General features: G+C 42.8%; 9 protein-coding genes, 1 tRNA gene and 1 other RNA gene. All 11 read left to right on the top strand.

Going from position 1 to position 13050, the window contains the following annotated elements; genetic code table 11:
• Window positions 1-57: 57 nt before the first annotated feature.
• The 11 genes from rnpB (at window position 58) to JMY08_RS07710 (ending at window position 12919) form a co-directional block, all read left to right on the top strand.
• An RNA gene (gene rnpB, locus JMY08_RS07760) (RNase P RNA component class A) lies at window positions 58-440 on the top strand.
• Between the two features lie 144 nt (window positions 441-584).
• Window positions 585-661, top strand: a tRNA-Met gene (locus tag JMY08_RS07755).
• Between the two features lie 295 nt (window positions 662-956).
• Window positions 957-1712, top strand: a complete 756-nt coding sequence (locus JMY08_RS07750; protein ID WP_227679631.1) for an ABC transporter permease — start codon at window positions 957-959, stop codon at window positions 1710-1712.
• Between the two features lie 35 nt (window positions 1713-1747).
• Window positions 1748-2419 carry an ABC transporter ATP-binding protein gene (locus JMY08_RS07745; RefSeq protein WP_201592710.1) on the top strand — a complete coding sequence of 224 codons (672 nt, stop codon included), beginning with the start codon at window positions 1748-1750 and terminating at the stop codon, window positions 2417-2419.
• Window positions 2388-3503 (top strand): capsule biosynthesis protein, encoded by a 1116-nt coding sequence (locus JMY08_RS07740; RefSeq protein ID WP_201592709.1) that lies wholly within the window; start codon window positions 2388-2390, stop codon window positions 3501-3503. The genes JMY08_RS07745 and JMY08_RS07740 overlap by 32 nt, the downstream gene beginning before the upstream one ends.
• 70 nt (window positions 3504-3573) lie before the next feature.
• The gene (locus JMY08_RS07735; protein ID WP_201592707.1) at window positions 3574-5355 is read left to right on the top strand and encodes a polysaccharide biosynthesis/export family protein; all 1782 of its coding nucleotides are present in this window, start codon (window positions 3574-3576) and stop codon (window positions 5353-5355) included.
• A gap of 55 nt (window positions 5356-5410) precedes the next feature.
• On the top strand, window positions 5411-7918 hold the full coding sequence (locus JMY08_RS07730; protein ID WP_227679630.1) for a capsular polysaccharide biosynthesis protein: 2508 nt from the start codon (window positions 5411-5413) through the stop codon (window positions 7916-7918).
• Between the two features lie 144 nt (window positions 7919-8062).
• Entirely contained in the window at window positions 8063-9295 is a 1233-nt protein-coding gene (locus JMY08_RS07725; protein ID WP_201592705.1) for a capsule biosynthesis protein, read from the top strand.
• A 274-nt stretch (window positions 9296-9569) separates the two neighbouring features.
• Window positions 9570-11366 (top strand): translation elongation factor 4, encoded by a 1797-nt coding sequence (lepA, locus tag JMY08_RS07720; RefSeq protein WP_189582726.1) that lies wholly within the window; start codon window positions 9570-9572, stop codon window positions 11364-11366.
• Between the two features lie 80 nt (window positions 11367-11446).
• Entirely contained in the window at window positions 11447-12349 is a 903-nt protein-coding gene (gene lepB / locus JMY08_RS07715) for a signal peptidase I (RefSeq protein ID WP_201592703.1), read from the top strand.
• Between the two features lie 174 nt (window positions 12350-12523).
• A complete protein-coding gene (locus tag JMY08_RS07710) occupies window positions 12524-12919 on the top strand; it encodes a DUF4845 domain-containing protein (protein ID WP_201592701.1) in 396 nt (131 codons plus the stop codon).
• Window positions 12920-13050: the final 131 nt, after the last annotated feature.

Genomic DNA, 13050 nt, shown 5'->3' with positions numbered 1-13050 from the left:
GAAAATAAGCGTAAAAGATATTCCTAGACGGCGATTAGATTTGCTATACTAGCGCGCTTGGTAGACTAGGCAATCGCCGCTGCATACTGGCAACAGATGAGCAGGGGAGGAAAGTCCGGGCTACATAGGGCAGCGTGCCAGCTAACGGCTGGGCAGGGTAACTTGACGACCAGTGCAGCAGAGAGTAGACCGCCTTTGGCTTATATGGGTATCGCAAGATATTCATGTCATCGGTAAGGGTGAAAGGGTGCGGTAAGAGCGCACCGCGTGGCTGGCAACAGTTCACGGCATGGTAAACTCCACGCGTAGCAAGACCAAATAGGCATCGGCATGGCGCGGCCCGCGTTCGATGCGGGTAGGTTGCTTGAGCGTACGAGCGATTGTACGCCTAGAGGAATGATTGTCCACGACAGAACCCGGCTTATCGGTTTACCAAACCTTTTTAATGGCTGAAATTGTATTTATAAAATGCTTACTGTATGTTGGTGAGTATTTATTTGCAGAAAATGCCATGTTTTTTCGAAAAAATGCCTTTTGGGGGTTGACGAGGTTAGTCAACTTGGGCATAATACCGAGCCTAAAATGGCGATGTAGCTCAGCTGGTTAGAGCGCATGACTCATAATCGTGAGGTCAAGAGTTCAAGTCTCTTCATCGCCACCATCTATAGCAAGACTAGTAACATTAAAAAAAACCAATCCTTCGTGATTGGTTTTTTTTTGCCTAAAATAAATCAGTGAAAACGATATTTTGCAGGAATGTAAATAGAGTGCTCAATTATATTTACTTACTGTTTTCTTGCTAAATCATAGGTTTATCTGTCTAGACACAGATTAATTCTTGTAACTTATGTCGCGCTTACTTATCATAGGGGCTGTTTTCGGTAAAGTCCTGTAACGCCATGTCTGTACAATTACCTCCTTATCGTCCAATTAAGCATCGTAGTGGCCTCAAAGTCATGGGTGCCGCATTTCATGCATTATTGATGCGTGAGCTGCAAACACGCTTTGGTGGCTACCGTTTGGGTTACCTCTGGGCACCGCTTGAGGTTCTTTTTCAAGTACTGATATTTTTAGTGATTTTTGGTGCTATTCGTGAACGTTTAGTGCCTGGAATGGATTTTTCCTTGTTCTTAGTAGCGGGTATGGTTCCCTTCCGTATGTTTCAGAAAATAGCAACGAGAGCATTAGGAGCTGTTGAGGCAAATAAAGGCCTGTTGATGTATCGTTCGATCAAGCACATTGATGTGATTATTGCGCGCTCATTTTTAGAATTGGTTATTTATTTTTTTACGTCAATATTATTGTTGCTTGGCTTGGCTTTCTTTGATATTTATGCCAATTTAGAAAACTTGCATATTGTACTATTTTGCTGGATTACGCTGTTTATATTTAGCTTTGGTGTTGCTTTAATCATGATGGTTGTTGGGTTCTACGGCGGCGAAATTAGCAAGGTAATAACTATATTTTTTACGATACTATATTTTACTTCTGGTATTATTTATCCAATTCATATCGTTCCTGAGCCATATTTTAGCTATCTGCTCTATAATCCGTTTATTCATAACATTGAGCTGATAAGGCATGCATTCGCGCCTAATTATCCAGCAGATCATATTGATATAGGGTATTTTTTGAAATGGATGTTTGCGATGAATTTTTTAGGATTGTTGCTCTATAAGTATGCTGAGCGTGACATGATTCGTTCGCGTTAAATATGGCTATGTAAGACAGAAGAAAAGGTAAATAAGTGATTGAAATTAAGAATGTTTCTAAGTCATTTATGACCAAGCAAGGTCGGCATTATCTATTTAAAGATTTGAACCTGACTATTGGTGATAAACAGAATGTCGGATTGCTCGGTCGCAACGGTGCGGGTAAATCGACTTTGCTGCGTATTATATGTGGACTAGATCAGCCTGATCACGGAGAAATCATAACTGACTCGACGATTTCATGGCCTGTAGGTGTGGCAGGTGGTTTTCAGGGTAGCTTGACCGGTCGTCAAAATGTCCGTTTCGTTTGTCGTCTTTATTCAAGTGGATCTTATATTGATGAAAAAATTCGTTTCGTAGAAGAGTTTGCTGATATTGGCAGCTATTTTGATATGCCAGTTAAGAGTTATTCGTCAGGAATGAAGTCACGTCTAACGTTCGGCTTAAGCTTAGCGTTTGATTTTGATTACTATATGCTCGATGAGGCAGGTGCGGTTGGTGATGCGGCTTTTCGTAAGCGTAGTGAAGAGATTTTGGCAGCGCGACGCGCACAAGCAGGGTTTTTAATAGTGTCACACAATATTGGTGATATTAAGCGTAATTGCGATATTGGCATTGTTTTAATGGATCAGACAGCACACGTGTTTGACGATACAACAGAAGCGATTGAGGTTTATGAAAAGCATATCCACAAAGCAAAAAAGTAAGATAGCTAACATCTCGTTATTTATCGGCTTAGTGATCATTCCTTGGGTGCTAGTGATATTTTATGTCATGACACTTGCACATCCGCGCTTCATCTCGACCGCTGACGTGGTTGTGAAACAAGTAAGCGAGTCTAGTGTGCCCTCTGGTGGCGGTTTATCGGCCTTATTGGGTGTGAATAGCACCAGTAAAGAAGATGCCACCTATCTGACTGAATATATCTTGTCTAACGATATGGTGAAGCGCCTCGATAACAAGTTCAAGTTCCGAGAAGCTTATCATGTTGATGGCTCAGATCCGCTCAATGAAATTGACCCTGACGCCTCGCAAGAAGATTTACTCGAATATTTTAAAAGTCGTGTCCATATCAATCTTGACGAACAAAGCTATGTGCTTTCGGTATCGACAGAAGCCTTTGATTCGGCTTATGCTTTTGAGCTTAATAAAGCGATTTTGAGTGAGTCTGAGCAGTTTGTAAACCGTATCTCACAAGAGGTTGCTCGTGATCAGCTAGTATTTGCAGAGACGCAACTCGATGAGTCACAAGCTCGCTTGAATGATGCCAAAGAGCAGCTGCTTAACTATCAAAACGAAAATGAGATTTATGATCCGCAAGCCAATGCGCAAATTGTTAATCAGCTGATTGGTAGCTTACAAGCGCAGCTTAGCTCATTGCGCACAGAAGAGCGACAACTGCTCAGCTATTTGAACCCAGATGCACCGCAAGTGGTGTCGTTAAGAAGTCAGATAAAAGCGGTTGAAGAACAAATCAATCAAGAACAAACCAAATTGACGTCACCAAACACCACCAAATTGAACCGTCAAGCGGTACAGTTTGAGACGATTAAAGCCGACGTTGAGTTTGCCACTGAACTATATAAGTTGTCACTATCATCGCTTGAAAAGGCACGTTTAGAAGCCTTTAAAAAGATGAAAAACTTGATTGTGATTTCAACTCCTTATGAAGCTGAAGAGTCATCATATCCACGTCACATTTATATTATTTGGACATCGCTTGCATTGCTTTTGATGCTTTATGGCTTCGTACGTTTAGTGATGGCAGTGGTTCGTGACCATCGTAGCTAGATTTGATCAAGGCAGTTTTGACAAACCAGATACCAGTAATGATCGACAGATCTGCAAAGGAATACAACGCATGAACATGAAACCACGTCCTATCGTGACGATGATTAAGGTAATGAGCTTGACGATGGCTGCGACCAGCATCTCAGCACTCGCAGCGACCAGTTATGCGGATCAAATATCAGGATCTAGCTTTGGCACTAGTAGCAATAGCATGAGTCAAGACCAAAACCGCAGCAATATCAATGTCTCAACGCAAGCTTTTGCTGGCGGTGTGCCAGGTCAAGCAACGACTCAAGAGGCAGTCGCTGCAGCAAGCTTACCGAGTCAGTCGGTTATTAACACCACACGACCTTATCAAGATATCAATACCCAAGATTTGATGTTTGGCGAACAGTTATTTCGCGGCGCGTTCTCGACGACTTCTGGCTCCACCTTTAACGACAGCTATGTGATCAACCCCGGTGATAATGTACAGGTGCGGATGTGGGGTGCGTATCAATATGCTGCAACGACAACTGTTGATCCGCAAGGCAATATCTTTTTGCCTAATGTTGGTCCAGTCCGTATTTCTGGTGTGCAAAATGGCAGTCTACAAAACGTGGTCAAAAGCGCTGTCAGTCGTATTTACCGCTCAAACGTTGGTGTTTATGCATCTTTAGAGCAAGCGCAACCGGTTAAAGTTTTCGTGACTGGCTTTGTCAAACAACCTGGTTACTACGGTGGACTTGCCGCAGATTCGGTATTGTCTTATTTAGATCGTGCAGGTGGCGTCGACCCAACACGTGGTAGTTATATTGATATCCAAATCAAGCGCAATGGTCAGATGCTACAGCAAGTCAATCTATATGATTTTTTACTGGCGGGTAAACTGCAATCATTTGCGTTTCGTGATGGTGATGTGATTACGGTTGCGCCGCAGAAAAAAACGTTTGTAGTGGGTGGGCAAGTTCAGAATGAATACACCTTTGAATTTGATGTGAATGATTTGACCATTGGTGACGTATTACAAGTGGCCAGTCCAGCAGCGAATGCTACCAACGTTAGTATCACTCGCAGTGCAGGACGAGCGCAAACGGCAGAGTATTATTCGCTTGCAGAAGCGCAGAATGTCCCTGTCTATAATGGCGATCAAATGGTAGTGACCTCAGATCGCTATGCAGGCACAATTGCTGTACAGGTAAAAGGTGCGCATACGGGTAATGGCGCGATGGTTGTACCATACGGTGCTCGCCTAAAAGATATCGTCCCGCAATTGCAGCCGAGTCCACTGGCGAAACTGACGCATCTAACCATATATCGTCAATCTGTTGCTGAGCAACAAAAACGCATGATTAATGAATCGCTTGATCGTTTGGAAGAGTTAACACTAGCCACTCAGTCAACGACTCGTGAAGAAGCAGCACTACGCCAAGATGATGCTGCACTGGTTAAGCAGTTCGTCGCCAAGGCTCGTAATGTACAGACTGATGGTCAGATTGTTGTTGTGCCAAACTCGTGGCAGGATATTATTCTGCAACAAGGCGATATTATTGAGATACCCGCGCAAACATCAGTCATTACAGTTAATGGTCAAGTACGAGCACAAGGCGCACTTACCTTTAATCCTGATTATACCGTTGGCGATTATGTTGCCAATTCTGGTGGTTTCTCTGATAATGCCGACGTTAAAGAAATTTTGATTATTCATCAAAATGGCGCCAGCGAAGTGGTCAACACTGCCTACCGTATTCAGCAGGGTGATGAGATTATGGTGCTCCCGAAAGTCAAAACCAAGCGTGTGGAAATTGCTCGTGGCTTATCGCAAATTATCTATCAATTGGCAATTGCGGCTAAGGTTGTATTAGATCTATAACGGTTCATACTGGTTATGTAGATTGAGACATCAATGACTAATAAAGGTATCGAGAATGGCAAAAAGTGTAAAGCATAAGGATGAGATGCAAGGAATGTCTACCTTTGATGATGCACTATTGTCGCCATTACCGAAGCCTGAAGTATTGAAACCTGAGGTATTAAAACCCAAAGCACCAAAACGTCTGGCGGTAGTAGGTAAAGGTATGCGCCGTAATAACCTTTTACTATCGAGTGTCCTACGAGCAGACATTCAGCGCTGGTATCCTTGGTCAAGCTTGCAACAACGCCTTAATATAGGGGTTGAAACCCCTGATGCCTTTATCGGTTGGGGTCATAAGAAAAGCTATCAACGAGCAAAGCATGCTGCCAAACGGCAGAAGCTTACAACGCTAAGTATTGAAGATGGCTTCTTACGGTCGTTAAATTCAGGACTTAGTAGCCGCTATGGGCTGAGCGTCGTCACTGATGATATTGGTATCTACTTTGATTTAACGCAGCACTCACGCCTTGAGCAACTGATTATTGAGCGTACTAAATATGCTATTACGACCAATAATAAAAGTATAGATGAAGAACGCGCTCGACAACTGATGGTACGTATATGCGACGAAAAGCTTAGCAAGTACAACTCAGTTATCGATTGTCCATCATTGGACAAGTTGGCTGATGAAGAAAATACAAATCCAAAAGAAAGCGCTTCAACATCGCATATTTTATTGATTGACCAAGTGGTTGGCGACGCGTCTATTAAAGGTGCTGGTGCGAACAAACGTCAGTTTAAGAAGATGTTAAAATCTGCATGCCGCAGTCATCCAAATGCTCATATTTGGATCAAGGCTCACCCTGCCTCAAAATCAGGATATCTAACCAATTTAAAGCTGCCAAAAAACGTCCGACTATTAACCCAAACGCTTAACCCTATCGAATTATTAACGCAAGTTAGCGATGTTTATACCGTTAGCTCGCATATGGGCTTTGAAGCATTGATGCTCGGTAAAACAGTGCATTGCTTTGGTGTTAATTGGTATAGTGGCTGGGGACTGACCGATGACAGCGGTGCACCCAAAAATCTGCTTAAAGCGGTCGAGAAACGTCGTCAAAAACTTGTCAGCAAACTGCTAGAGGCTCGGGAACATTCAAATCCTGCGTTGTTTCCTACATCATTTGCTAAAAAAACATCTGCGACGTTAGAAACGTTATTTTATAGCGGCTATATCGATTACAGCCGCTATGTAGATCCAGCCACCAAGCAAGCCTGTGACATTGATACAGCGATAGAATGGCTAGTGACTAATCGCTATTGGCAAGGACGCCTTGAGGGTAATTTGACGGTATATGAGTTTAGCCGCTGGAAGCTGCCGTTTGTGAAGGCTTTCGTTCATCTGCCCCGTACCACTCTTTTTATAAAACCCAAACCACGCCTCAAGAATTTGCTGCATCCTGATCACTTACGCGTCAATTATCAGCAGCCGCTATTGGTATGGGGTCTAGCCAAGCGTCAACAGGTACAAAAAAAACTACAGACCAAGATTTCCAAGCAGCATTTACAGATGCCATCTATTTACTGTATGGAAGATGGGTTTATTCGCTCAAACGGTTTGGGTGCGACCTTGCTGGCGCCATTGTCAGTGGTTATAGACAAGCAAGGTATCTACTATGACGCGACGCAGCCGTCAGATTTGGAAACGTTATTACGTCATTGTCAGGCGATGAGCCCACAGCAAAGTAGGCGTATAAAACAACTTCAAGATAAGTTGCTTAATCAGCGGGTAAGTAAATACAATGTTGGGACCGATATCGGCAGTGCTGATAGCCAGCATACTTCTTGGGTACATAATGCAAAGGTATCTGGAAAACGCCGCATTCTTATCGTTGGACAAGTCGAAGATGATTTATCGGTGCAATATTGTGGTTCAGAAATTAAGACCAATAGCGGCTTGATTGAGCGTGTACAGCGAGACAATCCAGATGCTTATCTGATTTATAAACCTCATCCAGATGTTGAGGCGGGATTGCGTGTAGGTAAGGTAGGAGAGGCGCATCTAAAACAAGTTCAAGCGGTCGCTTATGATACAGCGATGCCGGACTGTTTAGAGGGTGTCGACGAGGTGCATACCATGAGTTCATTGACGGGATTTGAAGCCTTGTTACGTGGCTTAAAAGTGACTTGCTACGGTTTACCGTTTTATGCAGGCTGGGGCCTAACGACTGATATTGATGCACAGCTACCATTAAAAGCTGAGTATCTAAGCAGGCGTAAACGAGAAACAGCATTGACACTTGAACAACTGCTGCATTGCACGTTGATAGACTATCCTTTATATCGACTTCCCAATGGTTATGGGCTGGCGCAAGTTGAGCAAGTCATTGATTACTTGTACCCGCCAAAAAATAACGCTTTTGCCACAACTCAAAATGAAATAAATAATAATTCGGTCAAAACAATCTCTATTTCCAAAAAACTTTCAGCCGTACCCAGTCAGTTGAAGCGCCAAGCTGCCACCCGTTTTATGCAGCAGCGTCATCAATGGCAGCAGCGTCTACGTAGCGTGCTTCGTTAGTTTTCTTTGAACGCGTGATGTAAAACCACTGCGACAAGTATGGGCTTTTTCGGTATAATCATTGATAATTAATGTCTATTCACGCGGTCTAACGACCACTCTTGCTTTGATCTTTTATCCTTCAATTAATGGTAATTCAATACTATGGCAGCTTCGATGTCTCATTTGCTTACTCATCGACACGTTTTGCTGTTACAGGGAAAGATGGGCGGATTTTTTGACCGTTTTTCTACATTTTTGCAAACTCAAAATATTCAAGTGAGTAAAGTAAACTTTAATGCAGGCGATGCTTTTTTTTATAGCCACCCCAATACGCATGAATATACGGGTACTTTGGCGCACTTTTCATCTTGGTTGCAGGTTTTTATTACTGAGCATAATATTGATGCGATTGTATGTTTTGGTGACTGTCGCCCACATCATACGCAAGCGTCCTGTATCAGTGAAAAATTAGGCACCTCATTTTTCGTGTTCGAAGAAGGCTATTTACGACCTGATTATATTACCTTGCAAGAGTATGGTATTAATGGCTATTCACGCCTAAATACTGAAGATATTAAAGCGCTCAAAAAGGCCAATGACCATCCAATCTATACGCACAATCGCTTTTATCGGCTAAGTATTGCCGCTATTGTTTATTATGTTATCGCTTGGCTATACAAAAGCCGCTATCCGCATTATTCACATTACCGTGGCATGACGGCATGGCAAGAGGCAATCGCGTGGCTCAAAGCGCCATGGCGTAAATTGCGAGGGTATTTACCTGATAAACAACTACAAAAGAGGCTGACCAAACAAGAAAGTGATAATTATTTCTTGATCAGCTTACAAGTCCATAATGACTCGCAGATTACCCATCATAGTGATTATCATGACATAGTACAGTTTATTGATGAAGCCATTGCAAGCTTTGCAGGTCATGCGAATCAAACACAGCTATTGGTATTTAAACACCATCCCTTAGATCGTGGTCATCGAGACTATCGTGAATTGGTCTCCAGTTTAGCCACACGCTATCAGGTCAGTCACCGCGTCTTTTATGGCTGCGATATGCATCTACCAACCTTGATGAAGCATAGTATCGGCATGGTGACGATTAACAGTACAACAGGATTGCAGTCGGTATACCACAAAAAACCTACTAAGGTGATGGGTCGGGCGATTTACGACACCCCAAAACTGACCGACCCAAAGCCGCTTGATGATTTTTGGCAGCATCCTAAAGACCCAGACAATGAGTTCTATTTAAGATTCCGTGAGTATCTGATCGAGCAGACACAAATCAATGGGGCTTTTTATGGTCGATCGCCATGGATGTACAAATATCTAAAGCAAATAAATAGAGACACCAGCGCAATCTCTGATACGGCTAAATAGCTCATCAAGCAGGAGTTGGCTATCAATGTTCTTTGATTCATTACAGCGTTTAACGTTGCGTTATAAAATGCTAAATTAAGCGCTTATTTAACCATTAACGCTATTCAGTCGTTAGTGTCAGCAGCCATTCCAATTCCTACTAATAAAATCGCCTTACTTTACAGTGGAAAACTGCTAGAATACCTGCATATATCGGTACGTCGCAGTAATGGATGTTATTGCCCTTTTTGCGAACCGATCATTATTCTATCACCCTTAATTTAGTAGGCGCTTTGTGACTGCATTAGCCAATATTCGTAACTTTTCTATCATTGCCCACATTGATCATGGCAAATCGACCCTTGCCGATCGTTTCATTCAAATGTGCGGTGCCTTGCAAGACCGTGAAATGCAGGCGCAAGTACTCGACTCAATGGATATTGAGCGTGAGCGCGGTATCACCATCAAAGCGCAGTCAGTGACTTTGTTTTATGACCACCCAAATGGCGAGCGCTATCAGCTCAACTTTATTGATACGCCAGGCCACGTTGATTTCTCTTACGAAGTCTCGCGTTCATTGGCTGCCTGTGAAGGAGCGCTATTGGTCGTAGATGCGGCGCAAGGCGTGGAAGCACAATCGGTCGCTAACTGCTATACCGCAGTCGATCAAGGCTTAGAGGTGATGGCAGTTTTAAACAAAATTGACCTACCACAAGTTGAGCCTGAGCGTGTTATTCAGGAGATTGAAGACATCATTGGTATCGATGCTGTCGATGCCCCACGTGTGTCAGCGAAATCCGGTCTTGGTGTGGATAAATTACTAGAGGCTTTGGTTGCTTTTATTCCTGCACCCACTGGCGACCGTGAAGCCCCGCTACAAGCGTTGATTATTGACTCATGGTTTGACAATTATTTAGGTGTGGTCTCTTTAGTACGTGTGCGTCAAGGAACCATACGTAAAGGTGACAAGCTCTATATCAAGTCCACCAAAGAGGCACACTTGGTCGGCTCTATTGGTGTTTTCACACCGAAACCTCTAGATACGGGTGTCTTGGAAGCCGGTGAAGTTGGCTTTATTATTGCTGGTATTAAAGATATTGCTGGTGCGCCCGTTGGTGATACGATTACCCATGCCAAAACGCCTGACGTTGATCGTATTCCTGGATTTAAGCAGGTAACGCCGCAAGTCTATGCCGGTATGTTCCCTGTCGAATCTACTGACTTCGAAAAATTTCGTGAAGCGTTGCAAAAATTGCAAATTAACGATGCCTCGTTGTTTTTTGAGCCAGATACCTCAGATGCGCTTGGTTTTGGTTTCCGTTGCGGCTTTTTGGGTATGCTGCACATGGAGATTATCCAAGAGCGCCTAGAGCGTGAGTATGACTTGGATCTCATCACCACGGCACCGTCGGTTATTTATGAGATTGTAAAAAAAGATGGCAGTATTATTTATGTCGATAACCCATCAAGACTGCCTGAACCTAATAACATTGAAGAGTTTCGTGAGCCGATCGCCCGCTGTCAGATTTTAGTACCGCAAGATTATTTGGGTAACGTTATGACGCTATGTATTGAGCGTCGCGGCGTCCAAGTTGATATGCGCTTTATGGGACGTCAAGTTCAGCTGATATTTGATATTCCGATGGGCGAGGTGGTGATGGATTTCTTTGATCGCCTAAAGTCTGTGTCACGTGGATTTGCCTCGCTTGATTATAACTTTGAACGTTACCAAGTCGACAAACTGGTTAAAATAGATGTGTTGATTAACGGTGACAAAGTCGACGCCCTAGCCATGATTGTGCACGAAACCCAGTCTCGTTACCGTGGCAATGCGCTTGTTACTAAAATGAAAGAATTAATACCACGCCAAATGTTTGATGTGGCGATTCAGGCCGCTATTGGCAGTCAAATCATTGGACGTAGCACCGTCAAAGCCATGCGTAAAGATGTATTGGCCAAGTGCTATGGTGGTGATGTTTCTCGTAAAAAGAAACTGCTGTCTAAACAAAAAGCAGGTAAAAAACGCATGAAGCAAGTGGGTAATGTGGAAATTCCACAAGAAGCCTTTTTAGCAGTATTGCAAGTCGATTAAGATATTGATATACGTATAATCATCGCTAGTCTTATAAATTTAAATAGTCAGATAAGCATCTCGTTAATAGGCAATTTAGTATGGATTTCGATTTTAATTTGATTTTAGTGCCATTAACTATTGGCTTGGGTATTATTTGGCTATTAGATAAGTTAGCGTTTAAACAGCGCAAAACACGTGGTCGCGGTCAAGAGAGCTTATTGGTACGCTGGGCTTATGATTTTTTCCCTGTATTGGCAGTGGTATTAATAGTACGCTCGTTTTTGATTGAGCCTTTTAATATCCCATCATCTTCTATGGTGCCGACGTTATATACAGGCGACTTTATTGCGGTCAACAAGTATGCCTACGGCGTGCGTTTACCTCTGACTTATAATAAAGTATTGGATACAGGCGCGCCTGAACATGGCGATGTGGCCGTATTTCGTTACCCAGAAAACCCAAGTATTTATTATATCAAGCGCGTCATTGGCTTACCGGGTGATACGGTCAGCTATGATCAAGGCACGCTTGCTATCAATGACGTACCGGTAGCAACCAAATCAATCGATTTTGATGCCAATGCTGAACTCACTGCACAGCTGTATCCCCCAGGACAAATTGCACCAGGGCAAGTACTTACGGAAGAAAACGCTGCAGCAATGGGTCAACAAGAAGAAGGTGAGGCGCAGTATTTTCAAGAAACACAAGGTGAGCATGAGCATTTCGTTCGCTACTTGAATGGTATGAATAGTTCGCAGTATGGGCCGTTTTTGCAGCAGCAGTCACCAGAAGTGGTTAGCTCAGAAGGAAATGAGTGGCGTATTAAGGTTCCTGAAGGTAATTACTTTGTGATGGGTGATAACCGTGATCGCAGTGCTGACGGTCGCTTTTGGGGCTTTGTCCCTGATGAAAACCTAGCAGGCAAGGCCGTTTATATTTGGATGCATAAGCCACCTGGTCTCAACGTACCCACCTTTTCGCGTAATGGCTCTATTGATTAAAATCATGGAACAACAGCGTGTTTATTTATGGACAATAGTTTCGTGCTACTATTATGATGATCCGATAATGTTAAATATCCAATCGTTGTGACTGTCTAATAGTTTAATAAATGGATACTTAGTGTTATTGAGGTATCTAATAAAAATATAGTAATTTACCCGTTGAGAGGTGTTATGGTGCAGCAGTTATCTGGTTTGTCTACCCAGCGCGGCGCTAGCGTGACTAGCATTGTATTATTTATCATTGTTCTCGGTATTGCTGTCAAGTTGATGATTGCTATTGTACCAGCACAGATCGGTGATTATCAGCTGACTAAGCTCTTAGGAATGGAGCTTAAAGAAGCCAATGACAAAGGTGAAACGGCTAAGCAATTCGTTGAGCGTGTAAATCGTCAGTTATCTATCAATGCTGATTATAATACCAATGCAGAAGACGTGTTTACTTTCACTAATAAAAAGACGGGTCAGCTAGCTATCTATAAGAAATACGAACAAACCAATAACCTTTTCGGTAATGTCGATATTGTCAATCGCTTCGAAGGTGATATTGACGCAACCATGGCAGAGTAGCCTGAATGAGTATATAGCTCATTTCTTATTTATTCGTCAAACATCATTTACGACCATATTTTTTATTAATTAATCGTTATTAACCAGTCATTATTAACCAATTACCTCAGTAAAACAAAAGGGATAACCAC

Origin of the sequence: Psychrobacter sp. Pi2-51, assembly GCF_904846665.1 — a bacterium.
Lineage (GTDB): Bacteria > Pseudomonadota > Gammaproteobacteria > Pseudomonadales > Moraxellaceae > Psychrobacter > Psychrobacter glaciei.
The sequence above is the reverse complement of the archived record's forward strand: the minus strand, read 5'-3'. Positions and strand labels throughout refer to the sequence as shown.